17 protein-coding genes, 1 pseudogene, 1 riboswitch and 1 other annotated feature are annotated in these 21,887 nt (G+C 47.6%); of the genes and pseudogenes, 12 read left to right on the forward strand and 6 right to left on the reverse strand.

All coding sequences use genetic code 11. From position 1 onward, the window contains the following. The first annotated feature begins 420 nt into the window (after positions 1-420). Entirely contained in the window at positions 421-1,821 is a 1,401-nt protein-coding gene (locus KGF65_RS10325; protein WP_216748426.1) for an aspartate ammonia-lyase, read from the forward strand. Between the two features lie 166 nt (positions 1,822-1,987). Here the strand turns inward: KGF65_RS10325 and KGF65_RS10330 are convergent, their stop codons facing one another. Beyond that, complete coding sequence (locus tag KGF65_RS10330) at positions 1,988-2,914, reverse strand: AEC family transporter (RefSeq protein ID WP_050340326.1); 927 nt, start codon at positions 2,912-2,914, stop codon at positions 1,988-1,990. Between the two features lie 68 nt (positions 2,915-2,982). Next, on the reverse strand, positions 2,983-3,684 hold the full coding sequence (locus tag KGF65_RS10335) for a YitT family protein (protein ID WP_216748427.1): 702 nt from the start codon (positions 3,682-3,684) through the stop codon (positions 2,983-2,985). Positions 3,685-3,885: 201 nt separating this feature from the next. On the opposite strand from KGF65_RS10335, the gene KGF65_RS10340 reads away from it, so the two are divergent. Then, entirely contained in the window at positions 3,886-5,052 is a 1,167-nt protein-coding gene (locus tag KGF65_RS10340; RefSeq protein ID WP_088770848.1) for a cation:proton antiporter, read from the forward strand. A 99-nt stretch (positions 5,053-5,151) separates the two neighbouring features. On the opposite strand, the gene KGF65_RS10345 is transcribed toward KGF65_RS10340, so the two are convergent. After that, positions 5,152-5,691, reverse strand: a complete 540-nt coding sequence (locus KGF65_RS10345; protein ID WP_216748428.1) for a dihydrofolate reductase family protein — start codon at positions 5,689-5,691, stop codon at positions 5,152-5,154. Positions 5,692-5,946: 255 nt separating this feature from the next. Continuing rightward, positions 5,947-5,991: riboswitch (PreQ1 riboswitch) on the forward strand. Between the two features lie 20 nt (positions 5,992-6,011). Here KGF65_RS10345 and KGF65_RS10350 point away from each other — a divergent pair. Beyond that, positions 6,012-7,001, forward strand: a complete 990-nt coding sequence (locus KGF65_RS10350) for a nucleoside hydrolase (RefSeq protein WP_101873002.1) — start codon at positions 6,012-6,014, stop codon at positions 6,999-7,001. Continuing rightward, the gene (locus KGF65_RS10355; protein WP_101873003.1) at positions 6,989-7,540 is read left to right on the forward strand and encodes an ECF transporter S component; all 552 of its coding nucleotides are present in this window, start codon (positions 6,989-6,991) and stop codon (positions 7,538-7,540) included. Before KGF65_RS10350 ends, KGF65_RS10355 begins: the two co-directional genes overlap by 13 nt. Before the next feature lie 983 nt (positions 7,541-8,523). Here KGF65_RS10355 and KGF65_RS10360 read toward each other — a convergent pair. Both KGF65_RS10360 and KGF65_RS10365 read right to left on the reverse strand, forming a co-directional pair. Next, positions 8,524-9,201: an ABC transporter ATP-binding protein gene (locus KGF65_RS10360; RefSeq protein WP_088770850.1), complete on the reverse strand. Its 678-nt coding sequence runs from the start codon at positions 9,199-9,201 to the stop codon at positions 8,524-8,526. A gap of 15 nt (positions 9,202-9,216) precedes the next feature. Beyond that, the gene (locus tag KGF65_RS10365) at positions 9,217-10,284 is read right to left on the reverse strand and encodes an ABC transporter permease (protein WP_101873004.1); all 1,068 of its coding nucleotides are present in this window, start codon (positions 10,282-10,284) and stop codon (positions 9,217-9,219) included. A gap of 171 nt (positions 10,285-10,455) precedes the next feature. On the opposite strand from KGF65_RS10365, the gene KGF65_RS10370 reads away from it, so the two are divergent. The 3 genes from KGF65_RS10370 (at position 10,456) to KGF65_RS10380 (ending at position 13,806) form a co-directional block, all read left to right on the forward strand. Beyond that, positions 10,456-10,959: a DUF1440 domain-containing protein gene (locus KGF65_RS10370; RefSeq protein ID WP_050340333.1), complete on the forward strand. Its 504-nt coding sequence runs from the start codon at positions 10,456-10,458 to the stop codon at positions 10,957-10,959. Positions 10,960-11,532: 573 nt separating this feature from the next. Continuing rightward, the gene (locus KGF65_RS10375; protein ID WP_050340341.1) at positions 11,533-12,831 is read left to right on the forward strand and encodes a cation:dicarboxylase symporter family transporter; all 1,299 of its coding nucleotides are present in this window, start codon (positions 11,533-11,535) and stop codon (positions 12,829-12,831) included. A gap of 294 nt (positions 12,832-13,125) precedes the next feature. Next, on the forward strand, positions 13,126-13,806 hold the full coding sequence (locus tag KGF65_RS10380; RefSeq protein WP_101873005.1) for a DUF554 domain-containing protein: 681 nt from the start codon (positions 13,126-13,128) through the stop codon (positions 13,804-13,806). A gap of 1,069 nt (positions 13,807-14,875) precedes the next feature. On the opposite strand, the pseudogene KGF65_RS17430 reads toward KGF65_RS10380, so the two are convergent. Further along, positions 14,876-15,378, reverse strand: a pseudogene (locus KGF65_RS17430) (YueI family protein). Positions 15,379-15,844: 466 nt separating this feature from the next. Here KGF65_RS17430 and KGF65_RS10390 point away from each other — a divergent pair. From KGF65_RS10390 to KGF65_RS10410, 5 genes are all read left to right on the forward strand, one after another. After that, positions 15,845-16,618 carry a C39 family peptidase gene (locus KGF65_RS10390; protein WP_050340336.1) on the forward strand — a complete coding sequence of 258 codons (774 nt, stop codon included), beginning with the start codon at positions 15,845-15,847 and terminating at the stop codon, positions 16,616-16,618. 535 nt (positions 16,619-17,153) lie between these two features. Then, positions 17,154-18,419, forward strand: coding sequence for a GH25 family lysozyme (locus KGF65_RS10395; RefSeq protein ID WP_213472684.1), 1,266 nt, complete (start codon positions 17,154-17,156; stop codon positions 18,417-18,419). 97 nt (positions 18,420-18,516) lie between these two features. After that, positions 18,517-19,185: a hypothetical protein gene (locus KGF65_RS10400; protein WP_216748429.1), complete on the forward strand. Its 669-nt coding sequence runs from the start codon at positions 18,517-18,519 to the stop codon at positions 19,183-19,185. Positions 19,186-19,536: 351 nt separating this feature from the next. Further along, positions 19,537-19,731, forward strand: a binding site (T-box leader). Between the two features lie 58 nt (positions 19,732-19,789). After that, positions 19,790-21,046 (forward strand): tyrosine--tRNA ligase, encoded by a 1,257-nt coding sequence (gene tyrS / locus KGF65_RS10405; RefSeq protein ID WP_216748430.1) that lies wholly within the window; start codon positions 19,790-19,792, stop codon positions 21,044-21,046. Between the two features lie 138 nt (positions 21,047-21,184). Beyond that, the gene (locus tag KGF65_RS10410) at positions 21,185-21,700 is read left to right on the forward strand and encodes an ECF transporter S component (RefSeq protein WP_088770855.1); all 516 of its coding nucleotides are present in this window, start codon (positions 21,185-21,187) and stop codon (positions 21,698-21,700) included. The last annotated feature ends 187 nt before the right edge of the window (positions 21,701-21,887 follow it).

The following is a 21,887-nucleotide window of genomic DNA, read 5'->3' on the forward strand; positions in this document are numbered from 1 at the left end:
GAAGCCGGTGTAGGACGAACAACACGACAGCTTTACGCTAACTCGCTTTGTTTCCAGCGGGTCTCAGCTGGCAGCACTTGAACTTAGAAATTGTCATGATTTAACCATTTTTAAAGCTAAATCATAACTAGCACAACGCATTAGAGGACAAGTATTTATAAACGAACGGTTACAGATTACTCGCAGATTATTAACGTTTGTGTAATAACTTAATAATTGGTATAGGCGTTGCTTGCGGATGACGACTAATCAATGTGAAGTCTGACGATGATGAATCCGATGTATCTTAATCTGAATCGAGGTTGAACTTTAGTTTACACACAACTCGATTAAAAGGATTGTATTTCAATAAAAATGGTCTAAACTCTAGTTATTCATGTTAGAAGATGTTACATGAAATCTAAATAAGAGGGTTTTGCTATGCGAATTGAAGCAGATTGTATTGGTGAGTTAGCGGTTCCAGACGATGCCTTATATGGGATTCATACCTTGCGTGCGGTTCACAATTTTCCGATTTCTACGGAATTGATGCATCCGCTGATTATTCAAAGCCTCGTTCAAATCAAGAAGGCCGCTGCTAGTGTCAATGCGGCTGCTGGAACCTTAACGAGTGCTAAGGCGCAAGCCATTATTGCGGCATGCAATCAGTTGCTGCTCGGACGTTACGCGGATAACTTCATTGTCCCAGCGATTCAAGGTGGTGCCGGCACTTCGGCGAACATGAACGTCAATGAAGTCGTTGCTAATCTGGCGCACCAATTAGTGCCAGCGGTGACCGTGCATCCCAACGATGACGTCAACCAATCACAATCGACCAATGACACGTTTCCAACGGCTGGTAAAATGGCACTGCAGATCCAACTGCCAGGTTTATTGACGGCCCTCAGTCGACTAGTCCAGACGCTGTTAGTCAAGTCTCAACGTTATCAGGACGCCATCAAAGTTGGGCGAACCCAGCTTGAAGATGCGGTTCCTACCACCTATGGACGGACCTTTCATGCCTATTACCAGTTGTTCAAACGCGATTTGAGCCGGATTCGGCAGGCGGGGGAACAGTTACAGTTGGTCAATTTAGGTGGGACGGCAATTGGGACTGGCATCAACGCCACTGCGACCTATCAGCAGCAGATTCTGCAACAGCTACAACGGAATACGGGGTTAACTTTGGTCGCTGCGGATGATTTGATCGACGCGACGCAAAATTGTGATTTGTTTGTCGCCTTTTCGGCCGCGATGAAGACTCTAGCTGTCGACCTATCGAAATTCAGCAACGACTTACGATTGTTGGCGAGTGGTCCCCAAGCCGGATTTGGTGAGCTGAATTTACCTGCTCAACAAGCTGGCTCCTCAATCATGCCTGGAAAAATCAACCCAGTTATTCCAGAAGTGGTCAACCAAGTCGCGTTTGAAGTGATGGGCAACGATACAACGGTCACTATGGCGGCGGAGGCTGGTCAACTGGAGCTCAATGCTTTTGAACCGATCATGTTACGCGCCTTGTTGGCCAGTGAAGCCCATTTACAGCACGCTATTGAAACGCTGGTCGATCACTGTGTTCGGCAATTGACGGTCAACCGGGAACGGTGCGCAGACCAAGTCGCACACTCCGCAATCACCGCAACGGTCCTAGCACCGTATCTAGGTTATGAAATGACGACGATCCTGATCAAGGAAGCATTGGCTGCCCATCAAGCCATCCCGGTATTACTACGCCAGCGCGAATTATTACCAGAAGCCCTCATTGAACAATTATTCTCACCAACCGGACTAATGCAGCCCCGGATGGCCCAGACACCACCGTTGAACGTGGCCGCAAAGTAACGTTCAAGATTAACCAGGTGACATGAATTAACGCAAGGCAATCGATTGTAAAAAAATAGACGTGTCAGGATTTTCAATAATTCTGATACGTCTATTTTAGATTGATTTGGGTAGTGGCGCTGGTTTGAATGCCAGTGCACCCGCTAGGTCCAGCTTGTTGCAAGCACTAATGTAAGTTCACAAGCGCAAAGACGATTGGAATTGTGACGACGCTTAAAATCGTTGAAATACTCATGAGTGCGACCGCCGGGCCGGGGTTGCCATGGACTTTCAGCGAAAATAAAACGACGATACCGGCGACTGGGCAGGCAGCCATCAACACGGTCGTATACAGCGGCACACCAGTGATTCCCATCAGCTGCAGGACGACGATCGCTAGGTAGGGGAACAGCAAATTACGGAGCAACAGCACCCACCAGAGGCGCTTATCAAGTGTGGCGCGATTTAGTTTGACATCCGCCAAGCTATTACCGATGACGATCATCGATAGCGGCGTGTTGACTGAGCTGACGTATTTAATCGCACTATTCGCGATGGTCGGTAACCGAAATGACGTCACGAACAGAATTAAACCGACCACGATGGCAATGATATTGGGATTCAACACGATTTGCTTGAAGTTTTCACGGCGGTTCCCTTGTCGGCCAGTAAACAGGCTAATGCCGTGCGTCCAACTGAAAATGTTAAAGGCTGCCAGCGATGCGACCGCGAAGAAGACACCGGTCGCGCCGAATAGTGAGCTGGTCAGTGGAATGCCCATAAAGCCAGCGTTCGAATAAACGGAACCGTAGCGCATAATGCGCCGCAAATTTGGATCTGCCACCGGTTTGAATAATAGCTGAGTCACAATAATCATAATAATGTAAATGATGATAATCCCGACAATCACGCGTGCCAGTAACTGCAATCGGTCCGCCGAGAACGATTGCTCAAACGCCTGAATAATCAGGCAGGGTGAAACGATGTACAATAGAATGTTCGTTAAGTCAGTCGAAGTCTGGGCATGCATAAAGCCGAGCTTATTCACCAGTAGTCCGACCAACATCAGAATGAACATCAAAACAATTTGACTCGTAAGTTGCGTAAGATTCATGTGCATGACCCCAATAAATTAGAATAGTCCCATTATTGGGGTTGGTACGGGCGTTTGTCAATACGCGTTTAAGCGGAGTGATGGGCCTGAGCAACGTCGACGTGGTGCTTGAGGTGTGGAAAGACGTGGTGCTTGAGGTGTGGAAAGACGTGGTGATCCGACCAGCCCATGATGGCACCTTGGGCGATTAGGGCAAAGGCGGTACCGAACCCGATCGCACGCAGGTGTCCAGTGGCGAAAAATGAGATGACGATGATCGCGAGAGGTGGCAGATAACTGGTCCATTGCGCGATGATGGCTGAGCCGTGGAGGAACCGGAACCGTAAAATGTACGATAAGTCATCGTTGGGATGTTGAATTAAATTACACCGTTGATAAATGGACACGGCCGCGGCCACCCCTAACAAGCCTAAGACGTTGAGAATCAGGCGCGGAATCAGTGGGAGTGCCGGAATTCTCAGCCAATCCCAGAAATAGCCGATAAACTGCACGAGGTAGCTAAACGGCACGATGTATAGGAGATTAGAAATAAAGCGGCGCCGGTCAAAATGCCCCAATAACAGTTGATTGAGGATGGTGACGACCACGCCGTATAAGAGGAGTGTCGTTCCGAGTGAGATATGCGTCCAGTCGGAGAGGTTAACGCTGGAGCCAGTCCAGACCGCACTCCCGAGACTAGTTGAAATCGTCAGAGCATTAGCGGCAGAATTAAGTAAGATGGAAAAAATTAAGAAACCAAAACGTTGACGAAAATCTGGAATATTCAACACGACGAAGCGACCTTTCGATTAACAGAATGTAAACTCATTATAACCGCTTTCACGAGCAGTTGTCACGGCCAGACTCATGAAAATATGCTATACTAGTTCCACGAATAGTTTTTACGGTTGAAGGACACTTCAAGAATGCGGACTACTTTTGGGTTGGGTAGTCGCTTCTTGACGTGTCTTTTTTGGGAATTAGGAGGTTCTATGGATTACGTTGGTAGTTTAGCATTAATTTTAATCGTGACCGCGGTCGCTGGCCATTTGAGTGTCCGCATGGGCTTACCGGCCGTGATTGGTCAGTTATTGAGTGGTATCGTCTTGGGTCCCGCTGTGCTCGGCTGGGTCTCAGCCACGAGTTTCATCAAGGACTTCGCCGAACTGGGCGTTATCATTTTGATGTTCATGGCCGGGTTGGAAAGTAATTTACAGTTATTAAAAAAATATTGGCGTCCCAGCCTGTTAGTCGCCGTGCTGGGGGTGATTTTGCCCGTCGGCGTCATTGATTGGTGCAGTCAGATGTTTCATTTGAATGCCACTGAAAGTTTGTTTTTGGGCGTGACCTTTGCGGCGACGTCGGTTTCCATTTCTGTGGCCGTGTTGAAAGAACTTGGCGCACTCGATGGTAAGGAAGGCACCACGATTTTGGGTGCGGCCGTCGTGGATGACGTACTGGCCGTGCTGATTTTAAGTCTGATGATTAGCCTATTCGGTAGTGAAGTCAGCGGTGGAGGGAGTCACGCCTCGACGAATCTGGGGTTGTCGTTAGCGATTCAGCTGGCGTTCTTCATTGCCTTGTTCTTCGTGGTCAAATGGGTCGTGCCACACTTGATGGCGGTCGGGAATGCACTATTAGTGCCGACGTCGATTACGCTGATGTCGCTGGTGATTTGTTTTGGCCTCTCTTATTTAGCCGATATGATTGGCCTGAGTGCCGTGATTGGGGCATTTTTCGCTGGTATTGCAGTTGGTCAGACCGATTATCACGAGGTCATTGATGACCATATCCAGCCGATTGGGAATGCGGTCTTCATCCCCGTCTTCTTCGTCAGCATCGGCTTGAACATGTCATTTAAAGGCTTCTTGAGCGATTTCTGGTTCATTGTCGTGATTACGATTGCGGCAATCATCACGAAATTACTCGGGGCCGGAATTGGTGCACGTTTAGCCGGCTTCAACTGGTTGAGTGGGTATGAAATCGGGGCCGGGATGGTCTCGCGGGGTGAAATGGCGCTGATTATTGCGCAGATTGGGTATCAAGGAAAGTTGTTGTCAGCTGACCGGTATTCGGCAGTTATCACGGCAATTATTCTGACAACCTTGATTGCCCCGTTGCTCCTGCGTGGGGCAGTTAAACGGCAGGCAGCTGCTTGAGTCTGTGGTCAGTCGTTATCCGATTAGCCGTTAATTGATACAAATGGATTTGAAGAAAAGACCGGTTTGGCGATGATTGCCAAATCGGTCTTTTGCATGCTATTCAGTTGGCAGTCGTTGAAAATGGACTTCAGCGAGTTGGTCATAGTGGTTGGTCGCGACCAGTTCAAAACGTTGCTGATGCGCCACGGCAGTGAACAGTGGAATGCCAGTGCCGAGGATGATCGGTGCGATTTGAATGTAGAGGTCGTCAATCAGGTCCGCGGCGAGTAGTGGCATTAAGACGCCGGCGCCACCAACGATCCAGATGTTACGACCGGGCGCTAGTCGGAGGTCTTGAACAATGTCTGCAACCGGGCTGTTGGTGAATTGCGTGCGCTCGTCACCTGGTTGCGGCTGGCTCGTCATCACAATGTTGCGAGTCGCTGGATTGTAAGGATTGATGAGCTGATCGGTCGTTTGTTCTATCGTGTACTCGTAAGTATGGCGACCCATAATGGCCGTATCAACTTGCTGCATGAACGCTTCGGTAGGGGCATCGTTAGCGCCGGGCGTCTGGAATAACCAGTCGAGACGATTATCTTTAGTCGCAAGGTAACCGTCAATTGAAATGGCCCCATAAAACTGAACTTTACGCATGATTCGACACCTACTTTATCTTTAGTAGTCACATTGTACCATGTTTTCCAGCGCTACACTTACTGAACTCCGGTAAAAGTTCAGTTGCATAATTAATGGACGAGTGGGTGGCGCGGAAAATGGCACAAGCACCGGCGAAACGTTCTAACCACTTGAATGTCGTGAACAGTACTGTTTTGGTGGTTTCCAATTACGGTCGTCTCCGCTATAATTGGACTAGCATTTCATACAATTCAGCATGATTGTTTGCAATCTGCTGGTCTGGTTCGTAAACTGCCCAGAATAAAAAACCAAGAACTTCAGTAATCGGAGGTAGGAGAATGAATGCAACTCGTAACGTTATTATTGATTGCGATCCCGGAATCGATGACAGTTTAGCTTTATTACTGGCATTAAAATCACCGGCACTTAATGTGATTGGGATTACGATCGTTTGTGGGAACGTGCCCACCCACATCGGGGCAGAAAACGCCCTCAAAATTTTAGATTTGGCAGACCGATTGGATATTCCGGTCTACTTAGGCGCCAACCGTCCACTGGAAGTGCCGTACACCAGTGCACAAGACACGCACGGTGATGATGGCCTCGGGAATAGCCAGATTCCGGAAGTCACAGCGGTTCGGCCGATTCAGGATGCCGTTTCCTTTATTGTGGATACACTGACCGAAGCACCGACCACGTCAATTCTGGCATTGGGACCACTGACCAATATTGCCACGGTACTACAGCGTGACCCGCAACTATTTGAACAAGTCGAACAGTTTACCTTGATGGGCGGCAGTTATCGCAGTCATGGCAATTGTTCACCAGTGGCAGAATATAATTTCTGGTGTGATCCGGATGCGGCCAAAGTCGTCTTTGATTTAATGCCGGTCCCGATTCAAATGGTCGGCTTAGATGTCACGCGAAAAATCGTCTTAACGCCGAGTTTGTTGACGTATATTAAAGACATCAATCCTGAGCTAGGATCCTTTGTCGAAAAAATCACCAAGTTCTATTTTGATTTCCACTGGCAGTACGAACGGGTGATTGGCTGCGTCATCAATGATCCGTTAGCCGTGGCTGCGATGATTGACCCGGCCATTTTAGCGGGCTTCGAAAGTTATACGACGGTGGCGACGACGGGGGTTGCCCGCGGTCAGTCGATTGTCGATGACCATGACTTCTGGCACACGCCGGCTAATAGTGAAATTATGACGGATGTTGATGTCCCAGCATTCTGGCGGTTATTCCTGACGACTGTATTCGGGGCGACCGAGCCTGATTTGACCCAAGTCCTGAACCAATTGGTGACGCCATGCGAAAAATAAAGACGCGGACGATTACCTTACTAGCGCTGTGCATCGCTTTGAACTTCGTCGGGAGTAACATTGCACTGATGCTAAAATTACCGATTTACCTTGATTCGATTGGCACGGTCCTCGCTGCGGCGGTCTTTGGGCCACTCGGTGGGATGCTGGCTGGTGGTGCGACGGGTGTGATCGTCGGTGCCACGACTGATTTATACTCACTATTTTTCATGCCAGTTCAATTGGTGACGGGGCTAGTCGCTGGTCTGCTCTACCGGCGGGTCAAACCGGGAACATGGTGGTCTAACTGGTGGTTAGCGGCGGTCATCTCGTTACCCGGCACACTGTTGTCGACGGCAATTACCGTGATCCTATTTCAAGGCATCACGTCGTCAGGTTCCAGCATGCTAGTCCAACTGTTATTAGGGACTGGAATGGCAAAACCACTGGCAGTGTTCTTGATTCAGGTGGGTACTGATTACCTCGACCGTTTTATTACGGTATACGTGGTCGCGCTGGTGTATCGCGCCTTACGCTACAAATTACCACAAGCTAATTAGAGCCGTTTGATATAAAAATATTAATCGCTAAAAATGATCTTCAGCCAGTTCGGGTGACCTCACTTGAGCTGGCTTTTTTGCACGGCAATATTACGAGTGAAGAATCCGTGCCGACATCATTGAAAGCGTGACTGTTATCAATTAGGATTAAATATGATTAAATTGTGCTATTTTTGGAGCTCAAGTGCTACCAGCTAAGAACCGCTGGAAACAAAGCGAGTTAGCGTAAAGCTGTCGTTTTGTTCGTCCTACACCGGCTTCCAGGCATTTCTGACAACGCTGGAACGCGATGGACACAGATTTAAGCCGACAACCCACGTCTTAAATACTGGTCTTTCACTAACCAAGCAAAAGACGCTTGCTAAGTGAAATTTCATCGCTGAGCATTGTCAGAAACACCTTCCAGCCGGGATGGTATTCGAAAGGCAGATGTGTGCGCACTCGACTTTTTATTGAATTAGTCGTTGATTCTTAGCCGCGGTCATTTTGATAGTCAACTATAAGACTAGTTTCTAATGATAGCTAAGCTTTCTTGCTTGTGCCATCAGACGAGCGACTTAACTGAAGTTGTTAGAATTTTCTCTGGTCGCTTGACGTAGCAAAACCTTGAGTTCTAAACGTGGCTGCTGAAAGATTAAATTACTGATTTGTCGTTCACCGCTCCAAAGTGAAATCAGACTTCAAAATGGGTGTTTATCTCCACTTTGAGGTCTGATTTTGTGGTTTTGGGCGATGTCTCCACGGTGAGTTGAGAATTTGGCGTTTTTTTCGGCAATCTCTTCTAAGTATTAGGTAATTTTATCAACTGAATTCAAGACTAGTTGCCATTGAAGTTTACGGTATTGAACTGGGACAGCGACGGCAGTAAAAAACAGGCAGATGAAATTCGTTGTATTCAAAAAACGACGCCTCAGATTGAGACGTCGTTTAGTATCGGATGTGGTGTTCATAGTGAACAACGGGTTTTCAAGAGCGCACGGCAACTAATCGCGCCGGCTCATTTTACCGTCTTCAATCTGATACACCACATCGCAGTCGTCAATGAGACGTTGGTCATGGGTCACCATGACGATCGCCTTGTTGTGTTGGTGGGCTTCAGTGGCGAGGCGTTTGACCACGTCGATTGAACGCGGGGTATCCAAGCTGGCAGTGGGTTCGTCGGCGAGGATAACGCTGGGGTCGTTGTAGAGTGCGCGGGCGATGGCGACCCGTTGACGTTCACCACCGGAGAGGTCACTCGGGTAAGCATTGCGGACCTCAGTTAAGGCTAATTCAGCTAGTAATTCATCCGTACCTGATTGGTTGAACTTCCGTTTTGCCATTTTGTCGACTAATTTGAACTGCTCACGGACGGTGAGAAACGGAATCAGGTTGGAGCTTTGCAGAATAAAGCCAATTTCGTTAAACCGGTAGGCGAGTCGTTGTTTCTCGGTCTGATTGGTCAGTGGCTGGCCGTTTAAAACGACTTGCCCGCTGGTTGGCGTTTGGAGGCCGGCCGCAATCGTCAAGAAGGTCGACTTACCGGAACCGGATGGCCCGATGATGGCCACAAATTGTCCAGCACTGACTTCGAAGTTGGCGTCAGTTAGGGCGTTGACTGCCGTATGACCGTGACCGAATTGTTTATTGATATTTTTTAAAGCTAAGACTGGTTGTGTCATGTTAACGATTCCTCCTTATCCAATGGCGACGACTGGGTCGATTTTAGCAACGGTCCGCCATGAAAGCAGGGCGCCGACCACGGCCGCTAAGAGTAGCGCGATGCTGTAGATACCGAATTGTGGCCAATCAATGGCGAACGGTAAACCAGCCGGCATGATTTGGGCGAGACCAACCGTTATCAATAAGCCAATCCCGATACCAATGATGGCCATCGCAACGCTTTGCGTGAGTAAGGCGGCTAAAATGTGCTTGGTTCCGATACCTTGGACCTTTAAGACACCGAACAAGGCTTGTTTTTGCAAGGTCAAAACGAACATGAAAATCCCGATGACGGCCAAAGCAATCACGAACAAGAAGTAGATCATCGTGTTAAGTGTCAGTTGTTCCGCACTGTAGCCAGGCAGTTTTTCAATGAAGGTCGCGATGCTCAATCGTTGCATGTCGCCGTGTTTTGAGTTCTTGAAGTGACTCTTCTTGGTGACGAACGCATTGACGGGTTGTTGGTCACCACTCATCACGGGATTGCCTTTGAGCCGGTTTAGCGTCGCAACATCGGTATAAACGGTTGGTGCAATACTGTAAGTGCTGGCTTTAAAGGTTCCGACGATTGTGACGTAATGGTCGGTCGTCCCAATGCGGACTTTTTGCCCGAGGTGGTAGCCCTTATCCTTGAGTGCGGCAGAAATCAGTAGTTGGTTTTTACCATTGATTTTATGGCCGGTCAGGACCTTAGGCATCAGGAAACTGTCGCGGGTCGTTCCAAAGGCACTGGCAGTTGTCTTGAGTCGGTTGTTGGTGGTCCGAAGTGTTCCGGACAAACTGGCTAGTGGCGCGATATCATCGCCGGTCAGGTGCTTTTGATCCGCCAACTTAAGCTGGGACGCAGAGAGGGTCTGGTTCGCGTCTTTATTCAAGTACACGGTCTGAGCATGCCACTGGTCGACCGCTTGACGGTTACCGTTGGAAAGGCCATTTGCCAGTCCCGCCAGCATGAAGACGACGAGGGCAATCAGTAACAAAACGCCACTGAGTAAGCCGTAGCGCAGCTTTTCATGCCCCATTTCTTTTAATCCTAAATACATTGCGATTCCTCCCTTAATTTCGTTTATCAAGTGATAAATGAATGGTTTTATCTTAGCACGCTGATTCCCTAAAAAGCAAACTTTTTATTCAAAACAGAAGATAAATCATTTCGAAATGGTTCCAAAGGCTGGTATGATTAACTTATTGAATAGAGAGGCAGGTAATTATTAATGGTCAAGAAGCAGTTTAACCACCGGGCCGCCGTGATTGCAGGGGTTACTGGTGGCATTATCTCTGGTCTAGTTAAGTTAGGGTGGGAGAATGTGTTACCGCCACGCACGCCTGAACGGGACCAAACCAATCCCCCACAACAATTATTGCAACAAATCGGCGTCCCTGCCAGTTTAACGCATGCGACGTATACCTATTCGGGACAGCAATTGCCGGGTGTCAGCTATGTGATGCACTTTGGTTTTTCAACGACTTTTGCGGTCGCCTACAGTATCTGGGCTCGCAAACATCCACAAGCCAAGGGCGGCAGTAGTGCCCTCTATGGCTTAGGCGTCTGGACGGCCTTCCATCATATCCTATTGCCAGCATTGGGAACGGTCCCGGCTGCCAAGGATCAACCGATGGCGGAACACGTCTCTGAAGGTATCGGCCACGTGTTATGGATGTGGACAGCTGACTGGGTCAGTGAAGCAGTCTACGACCGGATGACGCGCTCAAAATAGTGACGTTGTCAAAATGTAGGCTAGTTTGAACGTTTTGTGCGTGGTGACTGAACGTTAACTTAAAATACGAAAGCTTTAGCTTGAATTGGCACTGATGATGGTGATGATTCAAGCTAATTTTTTTGATTTGTGGGAGGTCGATTGTCCAAAAAGATTGGTCTGAGGGAGTGGCCGGCTGTCATAAAAAACGATTAGGCGGACTGCTTATACTTGTCGGTCAGGGGCACTGCGGCTGAGTATGCGACCGATAATGCCTGCTGGGGACAGGTGGGTGACAACTTCTGAAACCGACAGACTACCGGAGTGTGCTGGATTCGGATTTCGAGTAATCACTAATGTTCGGCTTTTGCCTCAACCCCAATGACACTTTAGCCGCCAGACCGGTGAATTATGAGGCATCATGCGGATACTAACTGCCAAGCTGACAGGCGTCCACGACAAAATTTCGGGATTTTTTAATTTAATTCTCATATTATGATTAGATGTGCTAAAATATTAATATTGTGTGTCAAAGATTAATTAAATATCCACTAAATGAGAATGGGGCGGAATAGCTTGGCTAAGCAGGGAAAGATGAAGCGGTACCGTCAGTTTCGATTAAGTTTGGGCTGGCAAATATTGATTGGACTCGTATTAGGTATTATTTTGGGCGTCGTTTTTTATGGCAATAAGACGGCCATCACCGCGATGCAGAATATTGGGACCATGTTTATCAGTCTGATCCAGATGATCGTGCTACCAATCGTGGTGGCCTGTCTGATAACGGGGATCGCGAATATGGGCGATTTGAAGAAACTTGGTCGAATCGGTGGAAAGACGATTATTTACTTTGAAGTCATGACCACGATTGCAATCGCGTTAGGGTTATTGATGGGTAACGTCTTCCATCCCGGCGATTACATTGATATTCACCAGTTGCACGCCTCGAGCATCAGTCAGTATGTGCAGACGGCCAAGACCGTCTCACACAACGGCATCTGGTCCACGGTGATGGGCATTATCCCGACAAACGTGTTCAAGTCACTTTCAGCTGGTGACATGATTCCGGTCATTTTCTTTGCGGTCTTCTTCGGTTTAGGAACCGCGGCGATCGGCGAACAGGGCAAAATCATTTTGGACTTCATGAATGCCGTGGCAGAAGCGATGTTCAAGGTCACTAATTGGGTCATGCACACGGCGCCAATCGGGGTCTGTGCGTTGATTGGTGTCACAGTGGCAGAGATGGGATTAAAAGCCTTGGCACCACTGGGTTATTTCATCATTCTGGCCTATATCACGATGGCGCTCTTTATTGTGGTCGTGATGGGTATCGTCGGTAAATTGTTCGGGTTAAACATCTGGCATTTATTACGCGTGATTCGCGATGAAATGGTACTCGGTTTCTCAACGGCGAGTTCTGAAGCAGCCTTACCACGGATTATTGATAAAATGGGTAAGTACGGCGTTAGTGAAGGCATCGTCTCGTTCGTGATTCCAACGGGTTATACCTTCAACTTGGATGGTTCGGCGATTTACCAATCATTGGCGGCGCTTTTCTTGGCACAAGCGTACGGTATTCACCTGTCACTGAGTCAACAAATTACGTTACTGGTCGTTTTGATGATTACGTCCAAAGGGATCGCCGGGGTGCCCGGCGCTTCGTTCGTGGTTTTGCTGGCGACGATTTCAACGATTGGCGTTCCCGTACAGGGCCTGGCCTTCATCGCCGGAATCGACCGGCTTGTTGATATGGGGCGGACGGTTGTGAACGTGGTTGGTAATTCATTGGCTGCGGTCATCATCGGAAAGTCCGAGAACGAGTTTGACAGTGCGCAAAGTGAGCACTATTTGGCAGAAATTCGAGCTGGTCGGGCGCGGACAACGGCCAAATAAGGGCGATTGCGACCGATTAATTCAGTAATTTCAAATGGCACGACAATTGCCTGGTGAACTGGGCGTTGTCGTGCCATTTAATATCTGGATTTCCATAAACGCGGTGGTTACCTTAAGTGCGATGATTATTGTGATCTGCAGCCTAATCAGCTCAACGGCACCATGCAAGCCAATAGTTTGACCGTCTAATTGGTCGCATATTGGTCAATTATTGAGTGTTACTTGTTGTCAGAGTGATTTAAGCAGTTATAAAAATAAATGAGGATAATAATTGAGATACGGAGGAGTGAGGACATGATTGGGACGTTTTTCAATACTGGCATGATTTTGGCCGGATGTATCGTTGGCTATTTCTTTAAAAAAGGGATCAAACCAGCCTATCACGATATTTTGATTCAGGGGCTGGGATTAGCGGCTTGTGTGATTGGAATCAATGCGGTTGTTCAGCGGATGCCGCAAAGCAAGTATCCGGTGCTATTCATCGTCAGCCTGGCAGTTGGTGGACTGATTGGGCAAGCACTAGATATTCAGGGCCGTTTTGACCGGTTGGTGGGCAGGCTGGCTGGTGGCAATTTAGCTGAAGGACTGGCCACGGCCATCTTGTTGTATTGCATTGGCTCATTGTCGATTCTGGGACCGATTGAAGCCGCTTTGAAGCACGACTACACCTTTTTGTTCACCAATGGGATGCTGGATGGGATCACGTCGATCGTTTTAGCGTCGACCTTTGGCTTTGGCATCGCACTGGCGGCTGGGGTGTTATTTTGCTGGCAAGGCAGCATTTATGTGCTAGCGTTGCTGTTAAAAGGCGCACTGAGTACGGTAATGCTCAATGAAATCACGATTGTTGGTGGGATTCTGATCTTAGCATCCGGTCTTGGCCTGCTGAAAATCAAGCAGTTCAGTACACTCAACTTGTTGCCATCGTTGTTGATTCCACCGCTTGTGATTAGTGTAATGCAATTGATATTCTAAAACATGTTGCGCTAGTTTCTCTTTAGCCTTAAGGATGGTTAATACGTGCCAAGTTGGCGTTCTGTTCGTCAGCCGATGCGCGCCCTAATCCGACTTCTGGGGCCGGCTGACAATTGCTGGAACATAGCCAACGTCGATTTGAACTCACACAGAAAACCACTGTGCAATTTCAAATACGAGTCTTATTCTAAGCCGAAAGCACCCCACTTCCGACTAAGAATAATTTGGCTATTGAGCATTGTCAGCCGGCCCCGCCAGTCGGGAAGCCGATCGAATGGCGGATGAACGACCACCTATCTGGGTACAATTGACCACTGAATATTCGGTAACTGGTCCTTTAGGTAAACTTTTTTAATAAGTATCGATGGTGACCTATGGCATTCGAGTACTGAAAAGATGACCTGAATATTATTAACTAATTTCAATGCCACTAACTTCAACTGAACTAGTCTTGAAATTAGTCAGTAAAATCACCTTCGCTTAGAACTCAAGATCTTGTTATCTCAGAAGCCTTGAGGGTAAAGAAATTAATTATTTGTTAGAAAACAGTCTAACGGTTCAATATCAAAATGACCGTGTACCAAGGAACCAACGACTAACTCAATAGAAAGTTGAGTACGCACACATCTGCCTTTCGAATACCATCCCGGCTGGAAGGTATTCTGGGCAAGGCCCAGTGGTGAGATTCCACTTAGCAAGCGTCTTTTGCTTGGTTAGTGGAAGACCAGTATTTAAGACGTGTTTTGTCGGCTTAAATCTGCGTCCACCACGTTCCGGCCATTGCCCAGAATGCCTAGAGGCCGGGGTAGGACGCATCCACAATAGCAATTTTACGGTAACCCGCACTGTTTCCAGCGGGTTTCAGCTGGCAGCTCTTGAACTTAGAAATAGCATGATTTAATCATGAATCATGACAAATAACTAGCACAATACGTATTTTCATGATTTGGCGTATGGGTAACGTGACTTGTCGCCAGCGCACAACGCACCCCTTGAGCGGTTGTTGATTGAACCGCTCAAGGGGTGCGTTATTTAGTTGGGATGGTGTTTTGAAACTTTTCAACCGCGCTCAAATTAAATGGTGCCGGCCGTTAAACAGTTGCCGGTTGCGTTCAAGGTGTTGATGGATATGGTCCAGCAATAGGTCATGGGACAGCGGGGTGGTCGTGCTCAAGGGTGGCAACGGAAATCGCTCGTCAATATCGATTGTCGCCGGATTGATGGCGTCATTGGCGACCAGGGCCACGGCAAGGCTAGTCGGGGTATGCTGGTACATTAAATCGTTGCGAATCGCGAATCGGATTTGTTGTTGATTGGCGAGTTTGATATACCGATTCAATATGTCCTCATCGAGGAGACCGTGTAGTAACAACTGGTAGTCGGGGTGGGCGTCATCTCAGTTTGCAGTTCGGCAGAATAGTCCCGCATCAGCGCCTGTGTGAACGTGATGCCGAGGTCGATGCGTTCATGAAACGTGCCGAGGTTGCGGTGTTGTTCATCAGGATGCAAGACAGGGGTCCCAAACAGAGCGGATTGTAAATGTTTGTCGATTTGGTCATCAGTGCGTGTCATTTCGGTCAAATCCTTTCGCAGTCATTAACAAAATGATTAATTAGCTTTTACTACTATTGTAATGAAGAAAGCGCTTTAATCAATAGAAACTTTGATTAAAATTTCACAACGATTGTTATGAACCATGACTAAAACGCGCCAGGGCTAAAATTTAGAGACAGTCCAGTTGAAACCGCTGGAAGTAGTACGGGTTTATGTAAATTTTCAGTAGTAGTTGCGTTCTTTTCTAATTTTCCGGGAATCTAGGTAATCGGGTCGCGTTGACAGCAATTAACAAGAACCACCACGCGGTTTCGATGACTGACGACCATATTATCTTAACTAAGCAAGTGTCGTTGGCAAGATAGCCACGTGAAAAACTTTCGGTTATTAAAGCTGTTTTCTGAAATACTTCATGGTATGATACTTACATAGCTTGTTTGTAAGCTGAGCTTATTAAATTAATTAGAGAAACGGATGGTAACAGATGCCAAGACATTTACGTAAGCGGCGCCGTAATTGGACGCTACTCATAATTGCCATGGTGCTTTTGGGGGTCATTGGATTCACTAGTACACAGGTTTCCGACTGGATCGATGCATCATTCACGAATCGGCAAGCGAACCAAGCAGCCGAATCTAGTTCACAATCGGAACCGAAAACGGTCAATCAAGTTAAATTGAATGTGCCGTTGGTCAATCAGATGACAACACCACGTTTATATAATGGTTGTGAGGTCACATCACTGACGATGTTGATGAATTACGCGCATATCAACGTGACTAAGAATCAGTTAGCGGCGAAGATTACGAGTGTACCACTCACTTATTCAGATGGGGAACATGGGAATCCGAATTATGGCTTTGTTGGTGATATCACCGGTAATCAGCCAGGTTTGGGTGTTTATCACAAACCAATCTATCAATTGGCGAAGACCGAGACCAGTCACGTTAAGGACTTAACGGGGTCCAGCTTTAGCACGGTTCTGAAGCAATTAGAATTGGGTCGCCCAGTTTGGACGATTACAACGGCGTCATTTGCGCCCGTCAGCACGATGCAGACTTGGCAAACGCCACAAGGGTCCGTGAAGGTTACATATGATATGCACAGCGTTGTGATCGTCGGGTTCAATCGCGCTAAGAAAGTGATTTATATCAACAATCCATACGGCCACAAGCAACAAGCGGTCAGTTGGAAGAATTTCGAAGCGGCGTATAATCAAATGGGTAAGCAAGCCATCGTGTTAACCTTGCCACATTAAAATAATCATTGACCAGTTAAGGTCGTCTCAAGAAATGAAGCGTTAATTCTTGGGGCGGCCTTTTTGGCTACCGTAGAAAACATGGGGTGAGAGGGACGGAATTGAATGGTCAGTCACCGTGCAAACGTAGCGGTAAGTTAAGGACCAAAATCAACACCAGCTCAGCGGATAAAAGCGACGATCAATTAGCGGGTAAACGTAACCGCAAATCAGGCAAAATCGGCGCTGATTCTCAATGACGTGTGACTGAAATAGTCGGCTGTAACCTGATTGTAACAAGCATCTCCGGGTTTCCAGACTTGTTCATATTATTAACCATATAGGGGCGGTCGGTTGTTAACAAGCTGTAACTTAAATGAAACCGAATTGACGTCCTTTTCCGTTAAAATTGGCCTATGATTGGGTAGGATAAGAATGTTAATATTGATTATAATAAACTGTTGCTAGCAGGTTAATGACCGAACTTGGGGAAGTGGGCCGTTGACGACTTTCATTGTTTTATTGCGGATTCAGACATGGGGAGAGGGGCCGCATCATGAAAATTAGCAAGTTAGGTTGGGTCGTTGTTGTTGCTGTTGCAACTAGTCTCAGTGGGGGACTCACTGCAAAAGCGCAGGGGCAAGCCGTCGTTGATATCTCAGAGTGGCAGGGCCGTTTGACGCCCAGTCAGGTTCAGGCGATGAAGGGGCAAGTGTTGTTTGTCATCAATCGTCGCCAATATGGGATTGGTTACGTGGATCGGGACGCCGTCAATAATACGGCGCTGTATGTGCGTTATGGTATTCCATTTGGTGAGTATGATTTCTCGCAATTCACGGATGCAGCGAGTGCGCGGCGTGAGGCCCAGGCCTTCTATGCGCGTTCGAATAAAGCCGCCCGTTTTTATGCGTTGGATTTTGAGGTCGACACGGTCCGTTCGGGATCGACCAATGCGGCGGTTGCCGCTTGGTATCACGAGATGCGGTCGTTGACGAAGAAAAAACTGATTTTTTACTCGTACGCGTCCTTTGCATTAACGTATGCCAATCAAGCGCGGCAGCGTTTCGATGCGCAGTGGATTGGCGCAATCACGCGGAATCCACCGATTGTTCCGGCAGCGTTGTGGCAGTATACTGACCGTTACCATCTGGCCGGATTAGCTGCACCAGTCGATAACAGTCGCGTGATGACGGGCGTTCACCCCGTTTCATGGTGGCTGGGAACCACTAAAGCAGTTGTTCACCACGTTTCCAGTAAACGAGCCACCACGCCCGCGGTTGCGGTGTATCAACCACGGCCGGCGACAAGGCCAAGCCATCCCGTGATTAAGTTGGCAGTTACGTCGACGCGCAGTCAGTCATCGCCAACTAAATCAACGCCAGCCAAGCCGCGGGTCAAGCCAGTGGTACGAGCGACACGTGCAGTCAAGCGGTTGCATCAGACCAAACGAACCAGTCTGAAATCGTTATCAAAACAGCGGTCGACCAAGTCACGAACTAGCCAGCATTCAGTGAAGCCACTGGTAAAAAGCGCCACTGCCAAGCCGGTGGTGAAATCGGTGGCGCCGGTCCGTCATAAGACGATGCCGGTCGCTAAACGTAAAACCGTGACTAAGTCCAAACGGGTTCGCCGCGTTGCTAAGCCGAAACGGGCGCCCCGTTTAAGTCGCTCAAGGTCGAAGTCTAAAAATCGGCGGCACACTGTAAGCTTGAAGCGAGTTAGCCGTGCCAAGCGGTCAAGTAGCGCTCGGACCAATCGTCAACAGCGAGTTGTCAAGCAGAACCATGCTGTACATAAACCGATGCGGAACACTCGTCGTTGAATGCTGCTTCAAGTAGCTGACTGGGCCGTGGAACTGAGATTAGGTGTAACAGTAGTCAAGATTTAAATTGTTGGATAAATCAGGAGGGTATTTTTGTATGAACTTTAAACGTAAGATTCAATTGGGCATTGCAAGCGCGACTGGGATATTAGTCGTCGGTTTGTTCGCAGCCCCTTCAGTTACGAATGTGTTGCATGCGGCATCAGATACAGTCACGTCAGTTAGCCAAACTGCCGCACCAACGACGGTCAAAGGCACCGATCAAACGGTGAAGGCGACCGCTGCCAGTGGGACGAAAGGCAATTATAGTGTGAAGTACACCAAGGCCGGCACGAGTTCGACCACGGCCACTTATCGTCAAACTGACTATAACAATTCGAGCGATGCTAGCAAGCAAGTCAGTGCCGTCGCTGATACGCAGGGTGATAGTGTCAAGCTAAGCTCAGGCACCTCAGCCACGGTTCAAGGCACCATGGGCAAGGTCTATGTTCACTGGAACACGGGTAGTTGGTCCGTCACAACCATTGCGAACACCCAAGACGTTGCAACGAACCCGACTAAGTTTGCCAATCAAGTCAATACACAATTGCAAAAGCAAGACTTAACGGCGAAAAACGTCACCAGTGGTTCGGTCACGGTTTACAATACTGCTCAAAATGGGCAAGCTAATTCCGTGGAATGGCAAAATGGGGCCCAAGTTTCCAAGGTTCAAGGACAACAGGCCAATACGGTCATCAAGATTGCCGCACAAGCTAAAACCAACTAAATCAATTATGGACATCAGTCAGTCATGGGATGGGAACGATGACGAGCTGATGTTTTTTGTTGGCCTGAAATGAGCTGCATGCAACTGAACAGAATTTTTTTGTGGACCGACGAGCACGTGAGGTAATGCCGAGCGATTAAGATACGTAATAATGTCTGTTCAAATTGAGTTGTGACGATGCCGTTGTGGTGATGCTGATGATAGCTGTTAGTGACTTGCTGGATTGTGGTGATGTTTTGTTAGTTTGGCATCTAATTACAGCCGTGCTGTTCAGTTAAGCCTTGAATGAACGGACCTGACAAAACGTGATTGACATTTGGCAAGTGAGGGCTTATGATGACAGGTAATAATTAAAAAGTAGTGATCGTTAATTAGTAGTCGTCGACCCAACAGTTAAGCGACTCGGTGGTTGGTGTGAACCGAGCTGTGGTCGAGGATGAATTACATAACGTGAACTGCCATTGGCCGGATGATTTCCGTTACGAATCAATGAGCGATCACATTTGGTGATAACTTGGGTGGTAACGCGGAAAACTCGTCCCTGTTTTTAGACAGGGACGAGTTTTTTTCTTTTTATCCGGGACAACGACTAAGGAGGAACAGCATGAATATTATTGATGATTTAAAATGGCGCGGCGCCATTAACCAACAGACTGATGAAGCTGGTTTGAAGGGACTCACTGAGAACCAATCCGTTTCGTTATACTGTGGGATCGACCCGACTGGTGATAGTATGCACATCGGGCACTTGATTCCATTCATGATTTTAAAACGATTCCAGTTAGCTGGACATCACCCATACGTCGTCGTTGGTGGTGGGACTGGTGCTATCGGGGACCCATCAGGTAAAAATTCGGAACGTAAATTACAGACGATGGACCAAGTTAAGCATAATCAGGATGGCTTGAACGCACAGATGCATAAGCTGTTCGGTTCCGATGAAAACTTTTCGATCGTCAATAACTATGATTGGTTATCGAAGATTTCATTATTAGACTTTTTACGTGATTACGGGAAGTTGTTCAGTGTGAACACCATGCTGAACAAGGAAGTCGTGGCGAGTCGGCTGGAAGTCGGGATTTCATACACGGAATTTACGTACCAAATCTTGCAATCAATCGACTTCTTGCACCTATACCGTGCAGAACACGTCCAATTACAAATTGGGGGTGCTGACCAGTGGGGCAATATTACTGCCGGAACTGATTTGATTCATCGCTTGGAAGGTAACGACGCGAAGGCTTATGGACTGACGATTCCGTTACTATTGAAGGCTGACGGGACCAAGTTTGGTAAAACCGCGGGTGGTGCTGTCTGGTTGAACCCTGAACGGACCTCTCCATACGAGTTCTACCAATTCTGGATCAATCAGGACGACCGAGATGTGGTCAAGTATCTTAAGTACTTCACATTCTTGAGCCATGAAGAAATCGACCGTTTAGCTGAGACCGTTAAGACTGCACCTGAAAAGCGGGAAGCCCAACGTCGCTTAGCAGAAGAAGTCACGGAATTCGTCCATGGCAAGGAAGCGGTCGTTGAAGCTGAAAACATCACCAAAGCTTTATTTACGGGTGACGTTCAGAACTTGACCGCTGACGAAATCGAACAAGGTTTTAAAGGTGTGCCTTCTGCGGATGTGACAGCTGAAAAGCAAAACATCATTTTGTGGTTAGTGGACGCAACCAAGTTCGAACCATCACGCCGGCAAGCTCGTGAAGACGTTAAGAATGGCGCGATTCGGATTAACGGTGAAAAAGTGACGGATGTGGATGCCGAAATCGATCCATCGGCTGCCTTTAATGGTAAGTTTGTGATTGTTCGTCGCGGGAAAAAGCGTTATTTCTTGGCGCGTGTTAAGTAATTTAAGTTAGTTGACTGACCAGACCTAGTTGGGCCTGGTCTTTTTCTTATTATCGTAAGTTGCAATTGGTGTACACTAATTATAATTCTAATCTGTGATTGGCGGGGAGTCGAAGTATAGGCATAATAATTTGGGAGGATGAGTCATTTGGTAGAGACTAAATTCAATACGCGGACGGTCGCAACACTAGGAATGTTGATCGCCCTCAACGTCGTTATTTCAATTTTCTTTCATATTCCGATTCCGATGACGCACGGCTATATTAATTTGTGCGATGCGGGCATCTTTATTGCAGCATTGATCTTTGGGCGTCGTGGCGGCGTCATTGTTGGTGGCGCCAGTGGGCTATTACTGGACCTCTTATTAGGTTATCCGCAATATATGTTTTTCTCATTGATTGCGCATGGCTTAGAAGGCTGGTTAGCTGGTTACTTAGGTGCAGGCAAATCACGTGGTCGCCAGATTGCTGCTTTGGCAACTGGGGCAGTGGTGATGGTACTCGGTTACTTTATTACCGATTCACTACTATATACGTTAGCAACTGGCCTAGTCGGCGTCCCAACTAATTTGATTCAGGGGGCTGCTGGTGCAGTCTTAGCATTCCCAATCGTTGCTGGAATCAGTCCATTCGTCAAAGCACGGTTAAAAATGTAGATTTAAGGATAGCTCGTCTGAATGAGCAATCGTGAAGTGTCGTTCCCATCATATCGGTGGTGACGACACTTTTTTGATGCGGTCTATTATTGAAAATAAGGCCATTTGTCAGGCAATACTTTCAACTTTTTGAAAAAAGATTCGATTTATTGTTGACAGTTTCAATGCCAGTTGGTATATTAGTAAA

It is taken from the genome of Lactiplantibacillus sp. 30.2.29, from assembly GCF_018991255.1.
Taxonomy (GTDB): domain Bacteria; phylum Bacillota; class Bacilli; order Lactobacillales; family Lactobacillaceae; genus Lactiplantibacillus; species Lactiplantibacillus pentosus.

Excerpts from the sequence above, each read along its gene's own strand:
- KGF65_RS10325 (WP_216748426.1), top strand. The coding sequence starts at position 421 with ATGCGAATTGAAGCAGATTGTATTGGTGAGTTAGCGGTTCCAGACGAT.
- KGF65_RS10330 (WP_050340326.1), bottom strand. The coding sequence starts at position 2,914 with ATGAATCTTACGCAACTTACGAGTCAAATTGTTTTGATGTTCATTCTG.
- KGF65_RS10340 (WP_088770848.1), top strand. The coding sequence starts at position 3,886 with ATGGATTACGTTGGTAGTTTAGCATTAATTTTAATCGTGACCGCGGTC.
- KGF65_RS10345 (WP_216748428.1), bottom strand. The coding sequence starts at position 5,691 with ATGCGTAAAGTTCAGTTTTATGGGGCCATTTCAATTGACGGTTACCTT.
- KGF65_RS10350 (WP_101873002.1), top strand. The coding sequence starts at position 6,012 with ATGAATGCAACTCGTAACGTTATTATTGATTGCGATCCCGGAATCGAT.
- KGF65_RS10355 (WP_101873003.1), top strand. The coding sequence starts at position 6,989 with ATGCGAAAAATAAAGACGCGGACGATTACCTTACTAGCGCTGTGCATC.
- KGF65_RS10360 (WP_088770850.1), bottom strand. The coding sequence starts at position 9,201 with ATGACACAACCAGTCTTAGCTTTAAAAAATATCAATAAACAATTCGGT.
- KGF65_RS10365 (WP_101873004.1), bottom strand. The coding sequence starts at position 10,284 with ATGTATTTAGGATTAAAAGAAATGGGGCATGAAAAGCTGCGCTACGGC.
- KGF65_RS10370 (WP_050340333.1), top strand. The coding sequence starts at position 10,456 with ATGGTCAAGAAGCAGTTTAACCACCGGGCCGCCGTGATTGCAGGGGTT.
- KGF65_RS10375 (WP_050340341.1), top strand. The coding sequence starts at position 11,533 with ATGAAGCGGTACCGTCAGTTTCGATTAAGTTTGGGCTGGCAAATATTG.
- KGF65_RS10380 (WP_101873005.1), top strand. The coding sequence starts at position 13,126 with ATGATTGGGACGTTTTTCAATACTGGCATGATTTTGGCCGGATGTATC.
- KGF65_RS10390 (WP_050340336.1), top strand. The coding sequence starts at position 15,845 with ATGCCAAGACATTTACGTAAGCGGCGCCGTAATTGGACGCTACTCATA.
- KGF65_RS10395 (WP_213472684.1), top strand. The coding sequence starts at position 17,154 with ATGAAAATTAGCAAGTTAGGTTGGGTCGTTGTTGTTGCTGTTGCAACT.
- KGF65_RS10400 (WP_216748429.1), top strand. The coding sequence starts at position 18,517 with ATGAACTTTAAACGTAAGATTCAATTGGGCATTGCAAGCGCGACTGGG.
- tyrS (WP_216748430.1), top strand. The coding sequence starts at position 19,790 with ATGAATATTATTGATGATTTAAAATGGCGCGGCGCCATTAACCAACAG.
- KGF65_RS10410 (WP_088770855.1), top strand. The coding sequence starts at position 21,185 with ATGAGTCATTTGGTAGAGACTAAATTCAATACGCGGACGGTCGCAACA.